This is a genomic window from Paraburkholderia mimosarum LMG 23256 = NBRC 106338 (assembly GCF_000739815.1).
GTDB lineage: Bacteria > Pseudomonadota > Gammaproteobacteria > Burkholderiales > Burkholderiaceae > Paraburkholderia > Paraburkholderia mimosarum.
On sequence record NZ_BBJJ01000006.1, the window covers coordinates 110,369 to 131,020 of the forward strand.

The window sequence follows — 20,652 nt, forward strand, 5'->3', positions numbered from 1 at the left end:
GCGTCGCCACCTACGTTGACGACCACCGGAAAAAGCGCTCGGGCCAAAAGGCCCGAGCGAAGCCGTCGAGTCAACGACGGCGGAGGTATACGCTTAGGTATGCCAGGCGCCTGCCGGGGATTCCGGCAAGCGTTTCTGTGATGCCGCCGTGTTACGGATGGTTATACATCGCGTTCCAGTCGGCCTTGGACACCGCCGGGCGGCCGGCATCCGAGTTGCCCGCCGCTACGCCACCGTAGCCGCTCGTTGCGCCGTTGGCGGCCGCCACCTTGGCTTCTGCTGCGAGAAGATCGTCGGGGTAGTGCGGATCGGAACCTGCGCCCGGACGCCAGCCTGCCTTTTCGAGCTGCACGAGCTCGGCGCGCACCTGGGCGCGGGTGACGGGCGCATTCGATTGCGCGAACGATGCGACGGGCACGACGAGTGCAACGGCAACGGCTACGGTCTGGATCAGGGTCTTCATGGTCACTACCTCCTTGGGCTTTTGATTCGGTGCGACAACGTGTCTGCATCCGATGACCCAAAGTCTAGGAGGATCGAGGCCGAGGGTTAACCCTCGTACCTCGAAAGCATTGTTCCAGGCGGCAGAAGAATGGCTGCGCGGTGCGGACCGCGGGTTACGATACAGAACCTTGCGAAGCGTCACAATCGCTTACAGGACAAGGCAGTGGGTGAGCGGCATCAATTTTGTGTACCGAAGTGTGTACCTTAAGAAAGCGGTGACGTAGCAGCCGCTCGCTTTTGCCACCCTTACTTCGGTCTTAATTGAGCGTATAGGGCTCGGAAAACTCATACACGACGGCAAAGCCGTCAACGCGTTCGGGCAGCGTCGAACGGAAATGCTCAGCGTCTACCGGGAGGTAAACAAACAGCACCGTATCGCCCGAATTTTTCATTACGGTCGAGATGCTCGCGTCTTCTCGCACCATTGGCGGTAAGAGCCGTGCTAAGTGGTCTGCGGCTTCCATCAGACGGTCATGTGCTGGGAGTTGTGACATTGTGCCCACCTACCAGAGTTACGCCGAGGCGGTTCAAAATAGGGCCAATCGGCAAAATCGAAGTTCGCTTTCCGCCGGGTGCCAACGAGTCCTGTCCACCCGCAAAAACTATTCCTACTGCGGTCTTCGTCCCGTCCGGGTGCGTTGCGACCACGAGCGAACCTGAATCGCCGCCTTCAGAGAATGGTCGATGGTCTCCATGGACAATAAAAACGCCAGGGAACATGATCACCGCCTGAAAAGAGTTGCGTCCTGAGGTCGCCTTCACCCGGATCGGCCGAAGTTCGCGGCCGACGATCTTGCCTTTCGTGTGTCCCGTCGTGCGGCCAACTTTCTCTACAGTCAGCCCCTCAAGCGGGTTTGTAACTATCTGAGGGGTATCATAGGCCAGTCCCTGCATGGATGACACCCAATTGCCATTCTGAATCTTGAACAGTGCCGCGTCCGTGTTTTCGGCTATGTTCACATTCCCAGTCGTTCCGAGTGCGTACGGAAGCACACGCTCATGAAACCCAATCGTGAACGGAATCAGACTGTTCGCGGACACGTCCAGCACGCCGGGCGCGAGAATCGGCAAGCCGATCGCTGAATGGTTACAGCCGCCCGTTACATGATTATTCGTTAGGCCAAATATTGTGCCGTCGCCGCTCCTGACGAGTGCCCCATCGTTCCCGCGGACGCCTCATTTCCAGGCGATACCGACGATCCGCAGCAGTATGCCTGACCGATATTTGGCACGTTCAACATCGTAAACCCGGAGCCTTGGGCGTTCTGGATATCTCCGCCGAGATCGTCAAGGGTCCCATGCGGGTAAACAACATCGCATCCAGCAATTAGCTGCGGAAGGCGCTCAAGTTCTTTCTGTGTGACTCGCTTCTCCGTGTAAACGAAGACCTTGGACTCAGGGTCATTGAATACGACGGAGGAGATTGAGCGGGTGCGCAACACATCCTCGCCTTCAGGCGATACCTGAACCGGCGTCACATTCGCGAGGTATTCCCCCTCCATACCGGCGGGCAACGGGGGAACGAGATTGTTGCCGAGAGCCCACCTAGTAAAAGAACTAGCTACTTCGAACGCACTTGCCATTATTTTTTCCTTCGTTTTGAGGCCGTCGCAAGGGGCCGGCTACAATTGGCGCGCCCCTTTTAGTTACGCGGCTTCGACTTGGTCTCGTCGCGATGCAAACACCATCAGGCTGATGCGAGTTGCATTACCCACTGTTTCACGGTGATTCGGCGCTGAATCGTAGCAAATTCCTACGTTTCGTTCAGCGCAACGATGCGAGTCCTTGAGCAAGGAAAGGTCGTACCGTTACTCGTGAAGGATGCAAGAATGACGGCTACATCCAACACGGATCGGAGAGTGCGTGAACCTCGATCGGACCTACCAACGTGAACTGCTGGAAATGCTCGCCCAGAGCTATCCGCGCCCGCATGATATTCGCCGGTCGCTCCACGACATGGACGATGCGTCGAGCGAGCGCTATGCCGCCAATCTCATCTATCTCGAGGAACACGGCCTAGTCGAAAGCGCGATCCAGTATGGGCTCGACGGACATATGGCTAGTGGCCTGCCTCGCATCACCGCCAAAGGGATGGACTTCTTGGCTGACGACGGCGGCCTCTCGGCCATCCTCGGCGTCGTGACGGTCAAACTTCACGAGGAAACGCTGAAGGAACTGATCGGCGTTCGGATTGAAGAGTCTGACCTTCCGGCGCCAGAGAAATCTCGGCTGCTCGACCAGCTGAAGTCGCTTCCCGCCGAAGCCGTTAAGCATCTTTCATTGAAGCTGATCGACGCGGGGTTGAGTCACTGGAATTCCGCACTGCCGGTGATAGAGCAATTTGTCCATCGAGTCGGCAGCTAGCCGAACCCTCACGCCGACCTTCGTACGCCTATTCTCGCACCCCATAGTGCATCTCACGGTGGCAGTTCGGGCACAGCGCAATTGCGTTTTCGACCGTGTCTTCGCCGCCATCAGCCAGCTTCATCCGGTGATGCACCTCGAGGTAGGGTGTGCGATTGGAGTGCCGAACGAACGGTGCCGGCTTCGCGCACTGCTCACAAATGCCCTTGGCTCGCTCCAACACCTCTGCAGCAACGTCCGGATTCCGGACGTAGGCCTCGGTCACGACCTGCACCTTCCCTGGCAGCTTCGCCGCTGCCAAAAGGCGGCTTTGGCGTATGGTCGGGGCGTCCGCCCGAGCTCGCTCCACAGCGTCCGCAAATTTCGCCTGCATCAGACCGAGATCGGTGGGCGAAGACCGTTTTGCCGCCCACGCATCGACTATCCGCCGCTTCGCATGTTGAGGGCCGCCCTTCGCTAGCTTTGCGTAGTAGTTCAGATGCGCGTAGTTTGCGGCGATCGCATTCGCGAATTCGGCACTATCTCGTTCTTTTGCAATCCGGCCAAGAAAGTAGTCCGTTGCTTCGACGCTCAGTGTGCGGTGGAACTCTTGCCCCATCATCATTCGGCGGAAGTCCTCAATGAAATCGCCAGCACTTCCCGCGTTTATGTCGTGATCTTCATGAAGCCGCTGTACGCCGTCCGCCCTCGACAGGGTGCCGTCAAACACAGCGCTCGCGACTTCATAGGCGACCTGGATTTGGTCGAATGTGATTTTCATGGTGGTGGTTTGTTGTGACCTTGAGCGCAGGCTAGCACGCCGGCCGAATTACCGGCGTGCCGCCAACTTCCTCGGCTCTAAACCCCAACGGGTGGCTAGGTACGCATGCAATTGGTCATTCCGCCAGACAGTGCAACGTTGCGAAAGTCGGATCGGCTGCAGCGCGCGCCCCTCCAGGCAGCGTTTGCGCCAAGTCTCTCGCGATACGCCAACGAACGGTGCAATCTGCTTCCAGCGCGAGTGGCCGACGAGCGGCAGAAGTGCGCCTATGGGCAAGGTTCCGGGGAATCCCGGAACGCACCCTGGCGCAAAGCGGTGAATCCGCTTCGGTTTCCATCCGCGTTAGCCGACAGCGAAAACTAGAAGCTTCCCCCGAAGCCAACGAAGAAGTTCAGCAGGCTGTGAAACTATTTCTTACAGCTGCCATGAACGTCTGTCGGTATGCTTCCGCCCATCGAATCCTGTCCTCGGCTGAATAGCTATGAAAGCCCTCTTGTTGATAATCGCCGCTGCTACGCTTCTGAGCGGGTGCATCGTTGCGCCATACCCCGGTTACTACGGTGGCGGTTACGGCGGTTACTACGGTGGCTATCATCATCACCATCACGGTGATGACGACTGAGGCGCTGGTGAATTAACCCTTTCGCGTCGGCTGTATCTCGCTCATGCTATCGACGCAACCCCGCTGCCATCCGTTACCATCCCCGTAAAAGACGAATGACGCGAAGGGGCCAACATGGGCGGCTGGACTCGTATCTGGGTTGTCTTGACAGTGGCGGTTAGCGCCTGGGCCGGGTGGTTGTACGTGGACAACGTCCGCTATGCTGAGCGGCGCGCCAATACCGATTACGAGAACGCACTCAACCTCTACGACAATTGCCTTCGGCGTGAGCCTGTCACTCCGAAGGCCGCACCGTCGGACAGTTCACCGTTTGACAAATACCTCGCGCAGCAACCAGCAGGCGCGAATCAGGTTGACCCGTTTGCAGGACTTTGCGCAGGCACCGATAGTCCTCGAGAACAGTTTGCTCAGAAACAGGCTCAACTGCGCGATGATTCGATAGCAACGGCAAAGCGCGCCAATGCCGGGGCGTTGGTTTCGATAATTGGCTGGTTGAGCGGAACAGTCGGCGCGCTTTTCCTCGCGGTCGGATGGGTGCGGAGCGGGTTCCGCAGAAAGGAGCGCACCTAAGCGCCGGGATCAATATGCCGAACCGCCGTCGCCTATAGCATCCTCTCAATCGAAAGCAATACGTTGCCAGTTGTGCTGCTCGTCGTCTTGATCTCATCGATGAGCGCATCCATCTGTCCGACGACGAGTCGCTTTGCCTTGTTCAGCTCGCTTGTCATTCTCGGTAGTCGAGCAGCCACCTCCTTGAAAAGCAACAGTTGTTGCGTCGGTTCGATCAAGTTGCTCTGGAGCGTGCTGAGAGCCAAGTAGAGCGATCGAACATCCGAAGTATCTCCGGCGTTGACCTCTTGGCTCAACGTCAGTGACTTGTCGAGAGCGTCAAACGCAGCCAGCCGATGCGATGCCAAAATCGCCGTCTGGCTTTTGAGAATTCCAGCGAAGGCTTCCATATCATCGGCGCATCGTTTGATGAGCCTCTTCGCGGTTTTTGGTGATGGCGGTGAGCCTGCAGCCATCAAATCCGTGACTGCCGAGTTATGTACCTCGAACTGGCCGCCCATTCGTATAGTTGCCTCCGCGATGATTTCCAATGCTGCCACCATGTCTTCGATTCTCGCATTGCATATCTCAACATAGTCAAGCAAGCCAAGATCATCGTCTTGATCGGATTCAAATGCCATCGCTCCTGTATTCGGAGTAGCCACAGTGGTAGCTGTGTTTGCAATCTGTCGGGCGAACTGTTGTGCGACTGAGGACAGGTGAGCCCGAACCGAAGTGATGAATGCTTCCAAGTCCTCAAAAGTTGAATAGATACCCTTGTCGGAAAGGGAGGATCGGAACCTTTGCACGCTTTCGATTTGCCGAGGATCAATCTTTGCAACGGGTATCGCTGCCTCTTTGAAGTAGAACATGATCCGCGGGGCATTTTGTCCGGCGCCGAGCCTAGCGTAAGCACGTTCGAATTCCTCCTGCGTGCCCGACATGGCGCGCGGCGTTGGCGTTCCAAACTTTGCCCACAAGATTCCGATGAATACATCGTAGTCGTCGCCGATTTGCTCGTTAATCAGCGCTTGCGGATCGCCGCCCATCGCAGGTGCCACGTGCGTTTCCCAACGCACCAACTCGAACATGATGCCCAATCCAACACTCCATGCTCGGTTCAGTTCTGCAATCAGTGTTTCGAGTGCTTCGCGTTCCGGTGCAACATCGGAGGGAGAAGCTACAAACACCTGCACGATGGTCGAGGTTCTTGCCATATATAACTCGGTTGTTTGAATTGATTGCGGCGTATTACGCCGTCGCCTATTCTATGTGGGATCGTTTTGGGACATACCTCATGAGCCTCGTTCCCACCGTCGTCGGTGCCGTTGCTGCCACCAACGCGGCTGACATCGGCATTTCTGGACGCATCCTCATCGCCATTGCAGCGACCGTGCTGTTTGGGCTGATCGGACTCATACCATTACTTGGAGACGAGCCGAATGCCACGCCACGGCCAGAATGGACTGTCGTCGATGGTGCCAAGGAAGCGCGCCAGCCGGTCGATGGATGGTTCCAGAACGATGGACTGACGATAGACGGGGACGTCCGGGAGATCGAGGAGCCGCCGAAACTGGCTGGCGGCGATCTCCGATGGGGGCGATAGACGATCGAGGGCAAAAGCCTTGGATCGATCTCATCGAAAAAACGCCCAGGCCGTTAGGCCCGAGCGAAGCCATCGGATGGCCGACGGCGGAGGTATTCAGAATGGAGCTGGCCCGCTCGCGGATATTGCCGCGCTAGCGAGCCGGTTCTTTAACTAGGAGCGCACAGGGGTACTGCGCGCCCAGACTGCTTTGCTCAGGCCATCTGCTTTTGGCTTTCAGCCCGTGCGCCCGGAAATCTATGCATTAGGGATGGCTGTACATCGCGTTCCAATCGGCCTTCGACACTGCCGGGCGGCCCGCATCAGACGAACCGCTCACAACACCACCGTAACCGCTCGTTGCCACTTGTTGCGCAGCGACCTTCGCTTCGGCGGCCTGGATCGCGTCCGGGTAGTGCGCTTGGTCGCCATCGCCAACGTGATAGCCGGCCTTCTCAAGCTGAACGAGCTCCGCGCGGACCTGGGCGCGGGTCACCGGGCCGTTCGACTGTGCGAACGAAGCAACCGGCACAACAAGGGCAACAGCAACTGCAACGGCTTGGATCAGGGACTTCATGATTACTACCTCCATCGACTTTTGTTAGCGGTGCGACAACTTGTCTGCATCCGATGAGTGAAAGTCTAGGAGCGTTGCGCTCTAGGGTTAACCCCTAGCAATCGAAGGCATTGTTCCAGCCCGCAGCAGAATCCTGGCATCTCCGCGCAAACGCCCGTCGAGCAAGGAGAAGCGGCCCCTACGGGCCGCAACCTGGAAACGCGTATGCCGCAGACCGCAGAAAAGCACTGCTATGGCTAAGGCTGACTCGGTGCGACAAGCTGAGGGGCAACGAGCGCCGGGACGCTCTGAAGGCGCCGCGCCAACGCCTGCCCGAGCATCTGATTTCGCGCCGCGGCCGCGCCACCCGCTCGGGCGTCGAGGTAAGGCAGGAAGCCTTGCGGGTTGAGCAGTAGATCCGAAAGCTGGCCGTTGAGCCGATTCCCCACCATTTGCCCGATCCGACTGCCGCCGCCAAGAATGCCTAGGCCGATCATCGGATGCCCGGTTGCCGCGGCGCCGATCGCTCCCACCGCTCGGCCAAGCCCGGTCGCCCCGCCGAAGTTCGGCCCGTAGATGTTCCGAGCCAGCCAGCCGTTTGCACTGAGGTTATAGGCCGTGTCGCTGCCCGGCGTGCGTACCGAGTTAGAAATCGTCGCGCGTTGCAAGTCCTGCCCGATGCTCTGAAGCGTGCCGAGCGCATTGGCGTCGATCCCGTAGCGTGCTGCGTCGCCGTTGTTCATCGCTTGCGCGAGAGCAGAGCGATAGGGCATCAACCCGATCTCGGGCACGCCGCCAGCGTTCATGGCCCGGGTTCCGAGGCCGTTCGCGATCTGCTGGCCAACCTGCATCGTGTTGACCGGCACGCTCCCCGCGGCATACGCGGCGCGCGCCTGCTGGACGCCGGGGATATACCGCCCCATCCAGTTGTCGACGTTGCCTTTGAGCGCGGCCAGTGCGCCGGCACGGGTATTCGCGCCAGCGCGTTGCGCCTCGCCAATCATGTCGCCGAGTGCACGCGACGTGTAGTCGAGCGCCGCGCCGTTGATGGCGTTGCTGCCACCCTGCTGCGGCCACACAGGCGCCACGCCGCGGCCAACGGCAGCATCGAGAGACGCGAGCTCGTTCGCGCGCTGCATGGCTTCCTGCATCTCGGGAATTTGCGCGTAGCGCATGAATGCCGGGCCAACGTTCGCCGTCGCCTGGTGCGCCTGCTGGTAGAGCGGTGATGCTGCGGCATCGCGCGCCGCCTGAGCTGCCTGCATATCCGCCGGCGTGCCGGCTACGCCCATCAGCGCGCTCCAGCGTGCATCGTTGTTCTCGATCGCTCGCTGCGCCAGAGCCATCTTCAGGTCTGGATAGGAGTTTGACGCCGCTTTTTCGGTTGCCGTCAGCACCGGGTTCCCCGCTGCCTGCGCCGTCGTCGGCATCGAACCCGGTACGAACGCCTGCGCGCCACGGATGTTTGCCGCCACCTGCGCCGCCTCGTCTCCGACCGCGTTTGCGAGCCCAGATCCCACGTAAGCGCGCGGATTCACGACCGGCTGCGCCACGTTGTAGAGCGCTCTGCCGGCGCCCGAGACCGCGCCGATGGCTGCGGGCACACCTGCACCAACCGCTCCGCCCACGAGCGCGTTACGGCCCACCTGCGGCCAATACGGCTGGCTCGGGTCCACCGAAGCCCCGCCAGCGGAAAGCGCTGCCCCAGTGGCCGCATTCCCGAGCACGCCGCCAACCGCGCGTCCGACGGCGCCACTCATCATCGGCAAAGCGGTGACGCCATTGCGGATTGCCGATCCTGCACGCGCGACCCCGCCCATCGGCAGGACCATTGGCGCAACGATGGCCGACGCCTGCTCACCCGGCGAGGCAGTCTCGCGAAACTGTCGATCGGCGGCCGCTTGCGCCGCGACATCGTTATCCGCAGTGCTCGCCAGCCAGTTCCCGAACGCTGAGCCTTGAACGCCGGGAATCGCGTTGACGCCCGCCGAAACGCCTTTCTCTACCAGATTCGCCGCATTGTTCGCGAGACTGCTGACGCCGTGCCACGCGCCAGAGCCGATCTGCTGAAGCGTTCTCCATGTGTCGGGTGACGCGCCGCCAGCCGCGAGATCTGTAGCTAGTCCGATATTTGGCAGCGTCCTTTCCGACTGGGTAACAGCGCCTGCCGGGTTAGCGGACACGGCGCCAGCCCACGCATCAATATTCTGGCGCGGCGCGGACGAAAGTTTCGCCCAATCGTCGATGGTCCGCGGCGCCGGAGGCGTAGTGCCCCTGCCAGCGAGATATTCATCGAATGTCGCCGGCTGAGGCGTTGCGGCCTTCCCAGCAAGGTAGTCATCGAAGGAAGCCATTGCCTACTCCTAGTGGAAGACCGGCGCATCGGCCGATTGGTTGGAATTCGAATTCTCGGCGGCCGGCGCATCGCGGTTTTCGCCTACGATGTCGCCTGGACTGGCCGCCGTGTTGCCCTCGCTTGCCGCGGCAATCTCGCCTTGCAGCCATTCGTAGGTGTTCACGATGTAGCCCAAGACTGCCAGCACGTCGGCGCGCAACGCGCTGTCCTCCTCCAACGTGCTTTGCACCGCGTTGAGCATGACCGCCGCCATTCGCAGTTGGGCGCTCGTGAGGCTGAGCAAAGCTCGAGCTGCTTCCGCGTCCATAGTCAGTCTCCAGTCGTTGGGCTCGCGCCGGTGAGCGCTTCCCACTGCGCGGCGCCGAGGGTGCCGAGGCCTGGTGAGACCTGCCCGCTCAACCGAGCGGCAAGCAGCGCCGATCCGAGCTGTGAAAGCCCTTGGCCCACGGTGTATTGCGGGACAATCGAGTACGGGCCCGAGCCCGTAGCCAAGGGCATTTGCGGCGTGAGCGCGGTTTGCATCAGCGCTTGAGCGAGCGCCTGCTGGCGTTGCAGGTCGTAGACGTCCCCCTGGAATTGCGGGAGAACCGTCAATCCGAAAGGGCTAGGCATGATCGAGTCGGCCATCATCAATCTCCCATTCCCTCTTCACCAACCGGTTCCAGTTCCCCGAGAGCGATCCTCATCAGCCGAACGTGCCGCTCCTGTTCGGACTGGATGAGCCTTAGACGACGCTCGTATTCGTCCGCGGCCTCGGGATGGAAGTCGCGCAGATAGCGGAGCTTGCTACCGGCTTCCACGAGATGAGCCGTGCAGTGCAGGCAGTCGAGCGAACCCATTCCGTAGGTGTATTGCCGTGGGATCTCGACGCCTTCGGTACGCAGATACGCGAAAACATCGTTCTTGGACCAACCCCTGATCGGCATCAATTGCGTGCCACCGTTCTGCGGGTCCACCATTCCGTTAGTGATCGGTGGCCGATGGGCCTCCGTTTCCCGCTCACCCCGAATCACCAGATCCGCGCCCAGTTCCCTGACGGCGTTTTGCATCGGTACCCACACATTCGCAGCGCAGCATTCAAGCGTCGAATGCACCTTGAAGCTGGGGCTGCCGGGTATGCAGGCGCGGCCTATCGGAGTAGCCGTCCAAGGGACCATATCAGCCGGGAAAGTTTGCTCCTTGGCGTGGCCGCGTAGATAACCTGGGCCAGCGACCTCGACGAAATTCGGAACGAGCTTGCAAATGCGCTCCATTTGCTCGACCGTCTCCGGGTACGGATCGCCAGCGTTCGTCCAGAGCACCGTCAGTCGGTCCCACCACGGCCGCAGCAGGTAAAGGCAGGTCAAGGAATCCTTCCCGCCCGAAAACTTGAGCACGGGCTTTTGATGCGTGGCCATCGCCTGGGCGATTTCGTTTTTGGCGGTCTCGACCAGCGTCGAGTCAATGTTGTGCATTTCCATCATTCGAACTCCGCCGGCTCGGCGCGCTGCACGACGATCAGCTTGCGCGAGCGATCGCGATTGACGTCCGCAATTACCTTGCGCTCGAGCTCATCGACGTCGGTGCCGGGAGGGCACGCGTAAAACAGGCCATCGACAAAAACACCCGGGCCCTGCTCGAACTCGCCAAAGTGGCGCATCACTACGATTACCGGGTCTTCGCCGGTTGGACCCTGCTGACGTTCAAGGCGCTCAAGGCGTGCTCTGAGATTGCTGGTTGCCATCGTTCTTTCCCTCCAAAGCTGCGATCCGTTTTTCAAGTTCGTCGGCTTCGACGATCCGTGCCTGTGCCGCTAAGACCTGCATGACTGCGTTCGCCTGATCCGGCGTGATCCTGCCGCCCGCCAAAGCGCGCATGACGGCATCCCCTTGCTCCGCCAGCGAGCCGGTCAGCGCAGGCAACTCGACCGGCTCGTCCTTTGCCTTCATCGCCGGAATGCACCGGTCGATACAGATGCGAAGCGCAGTGGTATCGCCCGCCAGCGCCAGATCGACCGCCTTTTTCACCAGCTTCTCGGCATGCGGCTGCAGCAGCTCGCGCAACGCCGTGCGCTTGTCTGGTGTGCCTCGCTTCCGTCCGGCTGGGTTGCCGGAAACCCCTTTTTTGAACGCCATCTCGTTGTTCTTCCATTGCTGTCAGCAGGCGCGCGTGCTCAAAAATCGAGCGCGTCGTCAGCCATGGCCGGTTCGCGGACGGATCGCCCCTCTGTGGCCGGAGCATCCGCCACGGCCTTGCGCTTGCGAGCCACGTGGTAGGCCGTCAGGACCTTCGAGGCGACCATGCTGACGCTGGGCTTCACCGACCCGTCCCGAGCCTCGTACGTGCCGACCTTGAGGCTGCCCGCCAGCGAGACGCTGTCACCGTCCTCGAGCGCCAGCAGCGCCGCCTTCGCGGAATCGCTGAACGCCACGACATTCACGAATAGGCTCTCGCCTTCGCCGTCGGCGGCGCGCACGTTCGCGATCACGAACGTCTTGCCCGCGTTCGAGCGGCGTTCCTCAGGCGTTTTCCACAACTTGCCCACCACCAGTGCGTCGATGCTCATTTCGGTTCTCCTGCTTGCATGAGGCGCCACAGTTCCCGGCGCTGTGATTCGGCTGCCTTGTCGCCAAACTTTCCGCGTACCCGTTCAACGATTGCGCGCGCTGGGCCGTAGTCGCCGCGCTTGCCGGCGTGCACGGCCTTGATGAAGTCGCTCCAGGACTTGAGCCGTTCATCTGCGGTTGGCATCACAGCCTCCTCCTTGGAATTACACGAAACATCGTCTCGGCCCTGTCTTGTCGCGCTGTCTCCCCTTCTAAAGAAGGGGGAGACGCGACGCGACAAAACCGCAATGGGCTTGTCGCGCTTGTCGCGCCTACCAAATGCGACAGACGCGACACCAGCGCATTCCTTCGTATGCCAATGACGGCGGGCGTTCTGGCTCGTCGTCGGCTTCCGTTGGTTGCCAATTTGTCGCGCTTGTCGCGCGTCGCAAACGCGACAAATTCCGCGTGCTGGGATTTCCCGTGTCGCGTTTGCCAAACGCGACAAAATCAGCGTGTTCATGGCCTGCCTCCCGGGAAGGCGACGATCCCGGCGGTCTCGTGGATTTCTTCGGCATCAGCGAGCGTCTGGAGCGCGCGGTACACCGATCCGCGCGTGTATCGCCCCTCAAAATGCTTAACCACTTCAGCCTTTTTTGCGCCCGTGCCACGGCCTCGGAGGAACTCCAGCACGGCGCCCTCGACGGCCCCGAGCTTCTTTCCTGTCACCGCCCTGACCGGCGCGCTCTCGGGCGCAACAACGCAGGTTGTCGCCGGCGCGCCCCATTTCGTTAGACCAAGCTCCACGACATCGAGCCGAAAGCCGATGCGCTCGCCTTTGGTGCCCAGGTCGCGGACCTTGGTGATTTCGGCGCAGCGGCCAGTGGGCGAGTCCGTGATTTCGATCTCGGCATCGACGGCGGCACGCACACCCGACCATCCGCGCGAGCCTGAAGCCGCGTTTTTCCCCGAGTGGTGGATGAGCATGAAGTGCGCATTGCATTCGGTACGAATGCGGTCGAAGCGCTCGATCACACGGCTCATGTCTTGACCGGCGTTTTCATTTGCGCCGGCGCTCAGCCGTGCGAGCGTGTCGCCGACGATGAGCTGGACCTTTTGCCCGCGCTGGGCCTCGAGGCGCTGGACGGTGGCAATGATCGCGGAGGTATCGGCGTCGTTCTCAAACAGGTTCAGCGGGTTCTGAACGACTGCGAAATTGGGTACACGTACGCCGTGGTGCCGCTGGTAGGCCTGCAGGCGACAGCGCACTGAAGCGGGCGACTCGGCGGCCAGATAGACGACCATGCCGGGCTCCGTGCGCTTGCCCATCCACTCCACGCCACGCGCCACCGCCGCGGCGAGGTCGATCACAAGGAAGGTCTTGCCGCTGTTGGAGTCGCCATAGAGAACGCTGCCACCGCCGACGGTCAGAAGCCCTTGGACCAACTCGTCAGGCGGCGTGAATTCGCCCGGCAGCTCGTCGGCAAAGGTAACGTTCAGTGGTAGATCGTCCGCCAGCACCTGCGCGTGGCCTGGTTGAAGCTTGCGTTCCGAGGCTTTCGCGATGCGCCGGCCGTTCGCCACAGCGAGGCGCATGCCGTCGGCGCCGCCCTCAACAGCGATGTCGTTCAAATCACGCCCCATGGCTGGCCTCCACAAGCGTGACTTCACGATCCGCCAGCGCCCAGCGCTCGCCGCAGGATTCGGCGGCTTGCTCACCTGCGGGGTCGGCATCGACGGCGATCGTGAGAGCGTCAACCGCGGGCAGCACCGGGAGCTTCGCGAGGTTGCCGGCGTCGATCAACGCCCATACCGGCTGGATGACGCACGCGAGGCTCAGCGCGGTTTCTATGCCCTCGGCAACGGCCAGACCGTGCGTGACGGCTTCGTCTGGCCACAGGCGGATCACCCCGCCAGCCTTGCGATGGCCGCCAAGCAGCACCCGCGGCGGGTCGACATCTGCCTTGGTGCCGTCCGCCTTGATCCAGGTGCGATGCAGACTGATGGCAGCGGCCGAGATGGCGTCCGTGACTAGGGCGACCAAGCACGGCCCGGTATAGCCCGCAGGATGACGCGCAGCGGGATCGAACCGGAGATCGCCATCGGAAGGCGGCAGCGCGCAGACGCGAGTCTCAAGATAGGCACGGCCAATGTCGTTCACAGGGCCCAGCGACCGCCAGTAGGTGAGCCACTGCGGGGCGAGCGTCTCGCGGATTTCGCGAGCGGGCTCATGCTGGCGGACAGGGGCAGGGGCGGGCCGCTGGATCGATGAGGATTCTGACCAGCCTGCGTCGAGAGCTTCACGGAACAGCGTTGCGGCGCCAATGCCGCCGGTCGGCTTGAACGAGCGCCAGACGGACCGCGCCTCGGATTCGCCTCCATAATTGCTGCCTGAGGCGCACCAGTCGATCCAGTCCGCGACATCGAGGCCGGCAGCCTTGGCGGCCATGCCGAGGCGAACCCACGTGGCTCGGTCGCAACCAGCGTCGAGGTGGAATAGGGCGGAGCGCGCGCGATCGATATCGTTGAGCATCAGCACACCTCGCTCATGAGGTGATAGCGAGCCACGCGGTGCTTGCCGCCCTCCGGCGTCATTTCATCCGACCAGACGGTAGCGATTTCGTGGCCGACGCGCCGCAATTCCATGACCCGCGCCGCGGGGTGCATCACATCAATCAGGTGGCGCGCGTCGAGCGTCGAGAGCGAACCGTAACGCCGCAGGAAATCGAGGACTCGGCTGCGCTGGGCTGCAGCGTCGTTGCTATACTGCGACTTGAAGATCTCTTTGGCCGCACTCGTTCGAGTCGCGGCTTTTATTTTTTGGGCCATGGCTAGCCCTTACGCAGCAATCGATCCGCGCGACTGAACGATGCACTTCTCGATATACGCGTCGAGTTCGTGCTCGATGAAAACCGTGGTGGCCGGGCCGAGTTTCACCGGCTGCGGGAAGCCTGATTCGCTTTTGGCTTTGGCCCACAGGCTGGACAGGCCGATGCCGAGCTTTTCGGCGGCTTGAGACGGGCGCAGACCTTTGTAGCTGACGGACATTTGACTCTCTCCTGAGTGTCTATCCGCGTCCGAACAAATGCGACGCGGTATGCCCGTAATCTATTTGCTACTTTGTCCCGGAAATAGAGCTCCCGAATTAACGGGATTTTTTCTTTGCAGTCCGCGCTGCGGACAAGCGATTTCTTGTGGTTTTACGCTCTTTTCGGGCTTCCGCGGTGTGGGCACGATAGGTGTCCCCTCGGCCCTGCTTGAGCACCAAAATGAGCGCTTCATCATCGGATAGTTGTCTTCCGCGGAGCGTTTGAAAGTGTTGCTTGAGGGCTTCGAAACTGGCCAGAAGTGATTGATCGCCGTCATTCCCCCGAGTCTTGGGGCGACCAGCTCGTTTGCGGGGCTGTTTGTAGTCGCGCAGGGCAAGCGCAAGGCGCAATCGATGGTTTTCGTTGCGGAGCGTCTCGGCATCTGCGATTGCGCGTTGAGCCGCTTCAACTGCTCGATTGAGCAGCGCGAGTTCTTCTTCGGTCATTGCGTTCCCCAACGCAACCCTGGATCGGGAGCCGCGCCAACGGAGTAGGGTGCTCCGCTTTCGCCCCGTCGAGCTAGGCGCGGCTGTCTCGATGTGCGAGCGTCTACTGGCAAACGCGCTCCCACTGATATTGGCGTGCGTATGGATTCCAAATCTGCCGCATCTGGCAGTTCGACGTCCCGATTGGTGGCACCTGCGGCGTCATGATTGGCGCGACGGATGGTGGCTCAATAGGGCAAACAGTCGGCGGGCAGATCGGGGGTAGTTCCGTTGTCGACGAGCAAAACGGCTGATTGCGGCCGCCCATGCAACGGCATTCACATTCGGCGTGTGCCGCTGTCGCGATCAGCAACCCTAGGCCCACAAGGACGGTTTTGCCAAACATGACGCGCTCCTAAAAACGTTCGTCGTTAGCTGCTTCCCGGACCTCGAACCGCCGCATTTGCCAGCCTCGGATTTGCACGAGCGCGCGGGCCCACTGCGCCGGCGTGAGCACCCGCCAGCCTGCCTCCGGTCGCGGCCACATGCGTCGCACACGGAAGCTCTCGATGTCGTCCCAGTTGGGACTGGAAGGATTGGCCGTCGCTGCGGGCGTGTAGAGCGCCACATAGGCGGGTACGTTCGCGAGTTTCGCGAGGTGTTGCATGACGCCCGCGGGTTTCTCTTGCCCGATATCGCGCGCGACTTCGACGAGAGCAAGTGGCACCTTCCCGCTATGGTCGTATTCGGTGAACAGCACCGAATCGAGGTCGACCATCGTCAATGACTCGGCCTGATCGCGGCAAAGGTAGCGGCTGATCGACTGCGCTCGATGCCAGACCCCGTAGGCGCGGTCTCGGACATCGTATTGTTCGAGCCTCATCATAGGCCCCTCAATTAGGACGGCACCATCGAGCGCCGTGGTGAATGTTATTGCAGACGGCCAAGCCCTGGCGGGTTGGATGAAGTGATATCGATGTCCGCGCAACCAGATTCTTGTCGGCGCCCTCTTTCGAAGGGCAACACATCCGCAGTAGCTGATGGCGAACACTGGCCAGGAGCTATATCTAGGCGATTCAGTTCCATGTATGCCTGCACGAGACATATTTCTATCCGGGCAAGCGCAGCTTTTTGGGCAGCATTGCACATCTTTCCCCGAGCCTCCCTAAGGCTGAGATTCGCGGCACGAAGCATGACCCCAAGACTGCCGAGCGCAAATGCCGCTGCCTCGCCAGAATTACGATTAGTCATGACCGGCTCCTGAAAACTTAGATGCACCGCGCGGCTTGCGCGGCGGAGGAACGAGGCCTGGGATTAGCGCCTTGAACGCCTGGAAGCGTTCGTCGGTGTGTGCCTTTGCAGCTGCCTGCCAAGTCCGAGTAGAACAAGCCTGACCCTCAGCGCTTCGAAAATAAAGTGCCCGGTGAACTTCTCTCAACTTGAGCCGGATTTGTGAGTTGATGACGTCCGCGCAACCTCCTGGGAAAATCCGGAGCATCCAACAATCGTAGTTACCTCTGAGCCAAACACTGTTCGGCCCGCGCAGGCCATCGGGACGACAGCGACACAGCACGTACTCGGTTTGTCCAGACGTCCACTCAGTGTCCCGCCCTCCCTCAGGCCACTCAAGATCCGGCGGGATGATGCCCTCGGCCTCAAGTTGGGCGCGCGTGCCTTTGTATTCGGTGTAGCGCTCGATGTCGATGCGAATCTGAAGTTCGCGATCAGCCGACGGCGTAGATTGCTCTGTGCGAGCAGATGCGTTTGACGCCTCCGCGGCGGCGGTAAAATTGGCCTTAGCCATGATACGAACCTCCATTACAGGTTGTGTTGTGGTCAGGCGGTCTTGGTGCTGCAACACCTCGGCCGCCGCTTCAAACGCGCCTCTCAGCGCAATCAGTTCTGTGGCACGAAACCGAGCGATGCGAGTTCCTGTGCTCTCCGGCAGCCGACCACCGGGTGGATCGCGGCTATTCCCGAAGCGTTAAAAGTTGCCGTAGAGCTCGGGCTGTAAATCGCCACGCGCACGCGCCCATCGGTGCGCTCGATCAGCTTGCGGATCTTTGTCGAGCCGTCATGCATCACGAGCACCACTTCATCGCCCGGCGCAGCATCGTCTGTCTCTTCATACAGGACGTATTCGCCGGCAAGGTACCTCGGAAACATCTCCTGGGATGCGACTCGAAGAGCCACCAGGGCTGGCGGGGGCTCGATAGAATGCTTGGTAGCCATTGCTGAACCTCGCTACAGGTTTTGCGTGGTCAGGTGGCGGATTGTGTTGGCGCACTCTCCGTCACCGCTCTCGCCCGGTAGCCGCCGAGCACCGGTCATGCAATCTACGCGGCCGTCTGGCCGAAATTCCCGATCACAACCTTGCGGCCGCTCTCGATCTGGGCATCGACGAATGTGGCCCACAGCTGCAGGATCTTCCTGCGCTCATCGGCATATTCGGCGCGGTTGTACACGCCCTTGATTCCCTTGATCGTGTGTGCGAGGGCCTTCTCAATCGCGTCCGACGAGTGGCCCATCTCGTGCAGGTGTGTGCTGGCGGTGCGCCGGAAATCGTGCAGGACGAAATGCTGGACGTCGAGGCTGAGCGAACGCACCGCCTGATTCAGGGTGCTCTTCGAAATCGGCTTGTCGCCGCGGCCGCGCGTGGTCGGGAAAACGTGATAGTGATTGCCGCTAAGTTCGTGCAACTCGCGCAGGATGGTAACCGCTTGAGTAGACAGGTACACCCAGTGTTCCTTGTCCTTCTTCATCCGGCCAGAGGGAATGCGCCATATGCCGGCGTCGAGATCGAACTCGCCCCAGGTGGCCTCTGTCAGTTCGCTCTTGCGGACCATCGTCAGCACCAGCAGATGAATCGCTAGCTTGAGCGGACGGCGGATATCGGACGCGTACACGGCCCGTAGAACCGTCCCGATCTCATCTGGCGTCAGGACGCGCGTGCGGCTGTTCTGCGTGGCAATAAAGCGGGCAACGACTGCCTGAGCCGGGTTAGTCAGCGCAAGCTGGCGGGCGATGGCATATTCGTAGAGACGCTTGATGATGTTGCGCGTGGACAGCGCCATCTTCGGGGCGCCACGCGCCTTGATCTTGTCGCAGACAGCGAGCACGTCGCCCGGCGTGACATCGCCGAGCGGCTTGTTGCCGATTGCGGGATAGACGTCCTTCTCCAGCGCGCGCTTGATCGTCCGCTGGTACTCCGTCGACATGTGCGCCACTTGGGTCGTGTACCACTCCTCGGCGAATTCCTTGAGCATGTCGAAGCGCTTCACGGCGCCACGGTCCTTCTTGGCGTCGGCGACGGGCGACACACCTTTGGCCACAATCTCCGTGTACCTACGGGCCTTGTCGCGAGCGTCCAGCAGACTGATGGCGGGGTAGTCGCCAATCGTGACCATCGGCTGTCGCTCGCCGTGCAGCGTGTAACGGAACCGCCAGACCTTGGAGCCGGACGTCATGACCTCCAGCACAAGGCCGCCGCCGTCCGAGACGCGGTAACGCGCCGCCTTCGGCTTCAACGCCTTGATACGGGTATCGGTCAGGGGGACGACGGTCTTTGGCATGTTGGTACACAGTGGGGTTGGTACACGATGGCTCCGTGTACCTAAATGTGTACCATAGATGCCTAGATGTCAATAGACAACCTTAGGCAACGCTAGGCAACGAAGCCTAGTAGTGACGGGGGTTTGGCGGGTAAGGCTAGACGAGGTTGGGCAACCTTGGGCGACCGGTTACTTCCCGATACAAAACCGGCTGAAAATCACGCCCAGCAGGTCGTCGGAAGTGAATTCGCCCGTGATCGAATTCAGCGACTCCTGGGCGAGGCGCAGCTCCTCGGCGAACAGATCGAGCGATTGCGAATCCTGGTCGGCGTGCGCCGCCGCCTGCTCGAGATGCTCGCGCGCGGCGCGCAGCGCGATGAGATGCCGCTCGCGTGCGAGATAGACGCTCTGCGCGTCCGCCTGCCAGCCCGCGATGCGCAGCAGCTCGGCGCGCAACAGCCCCACACCGTCGCCCTGTTTCGCGGACAGACGCAGCTCGCAGACCTCGCTGCCGTCCGCGGCGACACGCTTCGTCACTTCGGGCGCCACGCCGGTCAGGTCGGTCTTGTTGAGCACGCGCACGACCGGCACGCCGGCCGGAAAGCGCGCGGCGATCACATCGTCTTCGGCGTTCATGCCCGTGCGCGCATCGAGCAGATGCAGCACTACATCGGCGCGGCCGATCTCGTTCCACGTGCGCTCGATGCCGATCTTCTCGACTTCGTCTTCGGTATCGCGCAGACCCGCCGTGTCGATCACATGCAGCGGAATGCCTTCGATCTGGATGGTCTGGGAGATCTTGTCGCGCGTCGTGCCGGCCACGGGCGTCACGATCGCGAGCTCCGCGCCTGCCAGTGCATTGAGCAACGACGACTTGCCCACGTTGGGCTGCCCCGCGAGGACGACCGAGAGTCCTTCGCGCAGCAGCGCGCCCTGGCGCGCCTCGGAGAGCACATGGTCGAGCTGCTCGCGAATGCGCGCGAGCTTTCCTCGTGCGTCAGCGGCTTCGAGGAAGTCGATCTCTTCCTCGGGGAAATCGAGCGTGGCTTCCACGAGCATGCGCAGCGTGACGACGTCGTCGACGAGTGCGTGGATGTCGCGCGAAAACGCGCCGTCCAGCGAACGGCCGGCCGAGCGCGCCGCCGCTTCGGTGCTCGCCTCGATCAGGTCGGCTACGGCCTCGGCCTGGGCGAGGTCGAGCTTGTCGTTGAGGAACGCGCGCCGCGTGAACTCGCCCGGTTCGGCGAGGCGCAGGCCGAACGCTCGGCCCGCATCGATGCAACGCTGCAGCACGAGCTGCAGCACGATCGGGCCGCCGTGGCCTTGCAGCTCGAGCACGTGCTCGCCGGTGTACGAGTGCGGAGCCGGGAAGGACAACGCGATGCCGCGGTCGAGCACCGTACCGGCGCCGTCGAGGAAGGGCACATAGCTCGCATGGCGCGCGACGAGCGTCTGGCCGGTGATGGCCTGCATCAGCGCTTCGATGGCCGCCGCGCCAGCACGGCCTGCCGAGACACGCACGACGCCGATCCCGCCGCGACCTGGCGCAGTGGCGATGGCGACGATGGGATCGGAATCGGTGGCGAGCATGGTGGGCGTGGACCGTAGAGCAGGGCAGAAGTAAGCGTTCGCGGCGACCGCGAAGGCGGTCTCGGAACGCGGCATTGTAACGTGCAGGCCTGACGTTCTAGGGCCGGGGAGCCCGCTAAGAACATTCGCAATTTATCTCAAATTAGCTAAGATTGATCTTGGTTTCATCCTTCCAA

At 61.3% G+C, this 20,652-nt stretch carries 28 protein-coding genes; 3 read left to right on the plus strand and 25 right to left on the minus strand.

What is annotated here, in order from left to right; genetic code table 11:
• Positions 1-151 precede the first annotated feature (151 nt).
• From BMI01S_RS06895 to BMI01S_RS06900, 4 genes are all read right to left on the minus strand, one after another.
• Positions 152-463 (minus strand): DUF4148 domain-containing protein, encoded by a 312-nt coding sequence (locus tag BMI01S_RS06895; RefSeq protein WP_028211948.1) that lies wholly within the window; start codon positions 461-463, stop codon positions 152-154.
• Between the two features lie 298 nt (positions 464-761).
• Complete coding sequence (locus tag BMI01S_RS40680; RefSeq protein WP_154671183.1) at positions 762-968, minus strand: hypothetical protein; 207 nt, start codon at positions 966-968, stop codon at positions 762-764.
• Between the two features lie 7 nt (positions 969-975).
• Positions 976-1,575, minus strand: coding sequence for a Nal1-like putative serine protease (locus BMI01S_RS40685; RefSeq protein ID WP_154671182.1), 600 nt, complete (start codon positions 1,573-1,575; stop codon positions 976-978).
• A 44-nt stretch (positions 1,576-1,619) separates the two neighbouring features.
• Positions 1,620-2,087: a hypothetical protein gene (locus BMI01S_RS06900; protein ID WP_028230504.1), complete on the minus strand. Its 468-nt coding sequence runs from the start codon at positions 2,085-2,087 to the stop codon at positions 1,620-1,622.
• Between the two features lie 280 nt (positions 2,088-2,367).
• Between BMI01S_RS06900 and BMI01S_RS06905 the strand changes: the two genes are divergently transcribed.
• Positions 2,368-2,868 carry a hypothetical protein gene (locus BMI01S_RS06905; RefSeq protein ID WP_028230503.1) on the plus strand — a complete coding sequence of 167 codons (501 nt, stop codon included), beginning with the start codon at positions 2,368-2,370 and terminating at the stop codon, positions 2,866-2,868.
• 28 nt (positions 2,869-2,896) lie between these two features.
• Here BMI01S_RS06905 and BMI01S_RS38035 read toward each other — a convergent pair whose 3' ends face one another.
• The gene (locus BMI01S_RS38035) at positions 2,897-3,628 is read right to left on the minus strand and encodes an HNH endonuclease (protein WP_051381366.1); all 732 of its coding nucleotides are present in this window, start codon (positions 3,626-3,628) and stop codon (positions 2,897-2,899) included.
• 736 nt (positions 3,629-4,364) lie between these two features.
• Here BMI01S_RS38035 and BMI01S_RS06915 point away from each other — a divergent pair.
• Complete coding sequence (locus BMI01S_RS06915) at positions 4,365-4,820, plus strand: hypothetical protein (protein ID WP_028230502.1); 456 nt, start codon at positions 4,365-4,367, stop codon at positions 4,818-4,820.
• Positions 4,821-4,852: 32 nt separating this feature from the next.
• Here the strand turns inward: BMI01S_RS06915 and BMI01S_RS06920 are convergent, their stop codons facing one another.
• Positions 4,853-6,016 carry a DUF4062 domain-containing protein gene (locus tag BMI01S_RS06920; protein ID WP_028230501.1) on the minus strand — a complete coding sequence of 388 codons (1,164 nt, stop codon included), beginning with the start codon at positions 6,014-6,016 and terminating at the stop codon, positions 4,853-4,855.
• 80 nt (positions 6,017-6,096) lie between these two features.
• On the opposite strand from BMI01S_RS06920, the gene BMI01S_RS06925 reads away from it, so the two are divergent.
• Positions 6,097-6,405 (plus strand): hypothetical protein, encoded by a 309-nt coding sequence (locus BMI01S_RS06925; protein WP_154671181.1) that lies wholly within the window; start codon positions 6,097-6,099, stop codon positions 6,403-6,405.
• Positions 6,406-6,649: 244 nt separating this feature from the next.
• Here the strand turns inward: BMI01S_RS06925 and BMI01S_RS06930 are convergent, their stop codons facing one another.
• The 19 genes from BMI01S_RS06930 to mnmE all read right to left on the minus strand — a co-directional run bounded on the left by BMI01S_RS06930 (position 6,650) and on the right by mnmE (position 20,476).
• Positions 6,650-6,961: a DUF4148 domain-containing protein gene (locus tag BMI01S_RS06930; protein ID WP_028230499.1), complete on the minus strand. Its 312-nt coding sequence runs from the start codon at positions 6,959-6,961 to the stop codon at positions 6,650-6,652.
• Positions 6,962-7,197: 236 nt separating this feature from the next.
• Positions 7,198-9,294, minus strand: a complete 2,097-nt coding sequence (locus tag BMI01S_RS06935) for a hypothetical protein (RefSeq protein ID WP_028230498.1) — start codon at positions 9,292-9,294, stop codon at positions 7,198-7,200.
• Positions 9,295-9,303: 9 nt separating this feature from the next.
• Entirely contained in the window at positions 9,304-9,537 is a 234-nt protein-coding gene (locus tag BMI01S_RS06940; protein ID WP_156123870.1) for a hypothetical protein, read from the minus strand.
• 68 nt (positions 9,538-9,605) lie between these two features.
• Entirely contained in the window at positions 9,606-9,908 is a 303-nt protein-coding gene (locus BMI01S_RS06945) for a hypothetical protein (protein WP_154671180.1), read from the minus strand.
• Positions 9,909-9,925: 17 nt separating this feature from the next.
• On the minus strand, positions 9,926-10,759 hold the full coding sequence (locus tag BMI01S_RS06950; protein WP_028230495.1) for a phosphoadenosine phosphosulfate reductase domain-containing protein: 834 nt from the start codon (positions 10,757-10,759) through the stop codon (positions 9,926-9,928).
• Positions 10,756-11,019 carry a hypothetical protein gene (locus BMI01S_RS06955; protein ID WP_154671179.1) on the minus strand — a complete coding sequence of 88 codons (264 nt, stop codon included), beginning with the start codon at positions 11,017-11,019 and terminating at the stop codon, positions 10,756-10,758. Before BMI01S_RS06955 ends, BMI01S_RS06950 begins: the two co-directional genes overlap by 4 nt.
• On the minus strand, positions 10,988-11,410 hold the full coding sequence (locus BMI01S_RS06960; RefSeq protein ID WP_042288715.1) for a DUF5681 domain-containing protein: 423 nt from the start codon (positions 11,408-11,410) through the stop codon (positions 10,988-10,990). The genes BMI01S_RS06955 and BMI01S_RS06960 overlap by 32 nt, the downstream gene beginning before the upstream one ends.
• A 38-nt stretch (positions 11,411-11,448) precedes the next feature.
• Positions 11,449-11,841 (minus strand): single-stranded DNA-binding protein, encoded by a 393-nt coding sequence (locus BMI01S_RS06965; RefSeq protein WP_036044559.1) that lies wholly within the window; start codon positions 11,839-11,841, stop codon positions 11,449-11,451.
• Complete coding sequence (locus tag BMI01S_RS40690) at positions 11,838-12,344, minus strand: hypothetical protein (RefSeq protein WP_154671178.1); 507 nt, start codon at positions 12,342-12,344, stop codon at positions 11,838-11,840. Before BMI01S_RS40690 ends, BMI01S_RS06965 begins: the two co-directional genes overlap by 4 nt.
• Positions 12,341-13,465, minus strand: a complete 1,125-nt coding sequence (locus BMI01S_RS06975; RefSeq protein ID WP_028230493.1) for a helicase RepA family protein — start codon at positions 13,463-13,465, stop codon at positions 12,341-12,343. The genes BMI01S_RS40690 and BMI01S_RS06975 overlap by 4 nt, the downstream gene beginning before the upstream one ends.
• Positions 13,455-14,354, minus strand: a complete 900-nt coding sequence (locus tag BMI01S_RS38040; protein WP_244145324.1) for a PriCT-2 domain-containing protein — start codon at positions 14,352-14,354, stop codon at positions 13,455-13,457. The genes BMI01S_RS06975 and BMI01S_RS38040 overlap by 11 nt, the downstream gene beginning before the upstream one ends.
• Entirely contained in the window at positions 14,354-14,650 is a 297-nt protein-coding gene (locus tag BMI01S_RS06985; RefSeq protein ID WP_081723352.1) for a helix-turn-helix domain-containing protein, read from the minus strand. Before BMI01S_RS06985 ends, BMI01S_RS38040 begins: the two co-directional genes overlap by 1 nt.
• 9 nt (positions 14,651-14,659) lie before the next feature.
• Positions 14,660-14,869, minus strand: coding sequence for a helix-turn-helix transcriptional regulator (locus BMI01S_RS06990; protein WP_028230492.1), 210 nt, complete (start codon positions 14,867-14,869; stop codon positions 14,660-14,662).
• Positions 14,870-14,966: 97 nt separating this feature from the next.
• Positions 14,967-15,356, minus strand: a complete 390-nt coding sequence (locus BMI01S_RS40695; RefSeq protein ID WP_154671177.1) for a hypothetical protein — start codon at positions 15,354-15,356, stop codon at positions 14,967-14,969.
• Between the two features lie 394 nt (positions 15,357-15,750).
• Positions 15,751-16,221, minus strand: coding sequence for a hypothetical protein (locus BMI01S_RS07000; RefSeq protein ID WP_244145323.1), 471 nt, complete (start codon positions 16,219-16,221; stop codon positions 15,751-15,753).
• A 357-nt stretch (positions 16,222-16,578) separates the two neighbouring features.
• A complete protein-coding gene (locus BMI01S_RS40700; protein WP_154671176.1) occupies positions 16,579-17,139 on the minus strand; it encodes a hypothetical protein in 561 nt (186 codons plus the stop codon).
• A gap of 92 nt (positions 17,140-17,231) precedes the next feature.
• Positions 17,232-17,567 (minus strand): S24 family peptidase, encoded by a 336-nt coding sequence (locus BMI01S_RS07005; protein ID WP_081723351.1) that lies wholly within the window; start codon positions 17,565-17,567, stop codon positions 17,232-17,234.
• Between the two features lie 104 nt (positions 17,568-17,671).
• Positions 17,672-18,907, minus strand: a complete 1,236-nt coding sequence (locus BMI01S_RS07010; RefSeq protein WP_028230488.1) for a tyrosine-type recombinase/integrase — start codon at positions 18,905-18,907, stop codon at positions 17,672-17,674.
• A gap of 168 nt (positions 18,908-19,075) precedes the next feature.
• Entirely contained in the window at positions 19,076-20,476 is a 1,401-nt protein-coding gene (mnmE, locus tag BMI01S_RS07015) for a tRNA uridine-5-carboxymethylaminomethyl(34) synthesis GTPase MnmE (protein ID WP_028211947.1), read from the minus strand.
• Positions 20,477-20,652 lie beyond the last annotated feature (176 nt).

Coding starts and splice junctions, on each gene's coding strand:
- BMI01S_RS06895 (WP_028211948.1), bottom strand. CDS start 463: ATGAAGACCCTGATCCAGACCGTAGCCGTTGCCGTTGCACTCGTCGTG.
- BMI01S_RS40680 (WP_154671183.1), bottom strand. CDS start 968: ATGGAAGCCGCAGACCACTTAGCACGGCTCTTACCGCCAATGGTGCGA.
- BMI01S_RS06900 (WP_028230504.1), bottom strand. CDS start 2,087: ATGGCAAGTGCGTTCGAAGTAGCTAGTTCTTTTACTAGGTGGGCTCTC.
- BMI01S_RS38035 (WP_051381366.1), bottom strand. CDS start 3,628: ATGAAAATCACATTCGACCAAATCCAGGTCGCCTATGAAGTCGCGAGC.
- BMI01S_RS06915 (WP_028230502.1), top strand. CDS start 4,365: ATGGGCGGCTGGACTCGTATCTGGGTTGTCTTGACAGTGGCGGTTAGC.
- BMI01S_RS06920 (WP_028230501.1), bottom strand. CDS start 6,016: ATGGCAAGAACCTCGACCATCGTGCAGGTGTTTGTAGCTTCTCCCTCC.
- BMI01S_RS06925 (WP_154671181.1), top strand. CDS start 6,097: ATGAGCCTCGTTCCCACCGTCGTCGGTGCCGTTGCTGCCACCAACGCG.
- BMI01S_RS06930 (WP_028230499.1), bottom strand. CDS start 6,961: ATGAAGTCCCTGATCCAAGCCGTTGCAGTTGCTGTTGCCCTTGTTGTG.
- BMI01S_RS06935 (WP_028230498.1), bottom strand. CDS start 9,294: ATGGCTTCCTTCGATGACTACCTTGCTGGGAAGGCCGCAACGCCTCAG.
- BMI01S_RS06940 (WP_156123870.1), bottom strand. CDS start 9,537: ATGCTCAACGCGGTGCAAAGCACGTTGGAGGAGGACAGCGCGTTGCGC.
- BMI01S_RS06945 (WP_154671180.1), bottom strand. CDS start 9,908: ATGCCTAGCCCTTTCGGATTGACGGTTCTCCCGCAATTCCAGGGGGAC.
- BMI01S_RS06950 (WP_028230495.1), bottom strand. CDS start 10,759: ATGATGGAAATGCACAACATTGACTCGACGCTGGTCGAGACCGCCAAA.
- BMI01S_RS06955 (WP_154671179.1), bottom strand. CDS start 11,019: ATGGCAACCAGCAATCTCAGAGCACGCCTTGAGCGCCTTGAACGTCAG.
- BMI01S_RS06960 (WP_042288715.1), bottom strand. CDS start 11,410: ATGGCGTTCAAAAAAGGGGTTTCCGGCAACCCAGCCGGACGGAAGCGA.
- BMI01S_RS06965 (WP_036044559.1), bottom strand. CDS start 11,841: ATGAGCATCGACGCACTGGTGGTGGGCAAGTTGTGGAAAACGCCTGAG.
- BMI01S_RS40690 (WP_154671178.1), bottom strand. CDS start 12,344: ATGAACACGCTGATTTTGTCGCGTTTGGCAAACGCGACACGGGAAATC.
- BMI01S_RS06975 (WP_028230493.1), bottom strand. CDS start 13,465: ATGGGGCGTGATTTGAACGACATCGCTGTTGAGGGCGGCGCCGACGGC.
- BMI01S_RS38040 (WP_244145324.1), bottom strand. CDS start 14,354: ATGCTCAACGATATCGATCGCGCGCGCTCCGCCCTATTCCACCTCGAC.
- BMI01S_RS06985 (WP_081723352.1), bottom strand. CDS start 14,650: ATGGCCCAAAAAATAAAAGCCGCGACTCGAACGAGTGCGGCCAAAGAG.
- BMI01S_RS06990 (WP_028230492.1), bottom strand. CDS start 14,869: ATGTCCGTCAGCTACAAAGGTCTGCGCCCGTCTCAAGCCGCCGAAAAG.
- BMI01S_RS40695 (WP_154671177.1), bottom strand. CDS start 15,356: ATGACCGAAGAAGAACTCGCGCTGCTCAATCGAGCAGTTGAAGCGGCT.
- BMI01S_RS07000 (WP_244145323.1), bottom strand. CDS start 16,221: ATGATGAGGCTCGAACAATACGATGTCCGAGACCGCGCCTACGGGGTC.
- BMI01S_RS40700 (WP_154671176.1), bottom strand. CDS start 17,139: ATGGCTAAGGCCAATTTTACCGCCGCCGCGGAGGCGTCAAACGCATCT.
- BMI01S_RS07005 (WP_081723351.1), bottom strand. CDS start 17,567: ATGGCTACCAAGCATTCTATCGAGCCCCCGCCAGCCCTGGTGGCTCTT.
- BMI01S_RS07010 (WP_028230488.1), bottom strand. CDS start 18,907: ATGCCAAAGACCGTCGTCCCCCTGACCGATACCCGTATCAAGGCGTTG.
- mnmE (WP_028211947.1), bottom strand. CDS start 20,476: ATGCTCGCCACCGATTCCGATCCCATCGTCGCCATCGCCACTGCGCCA.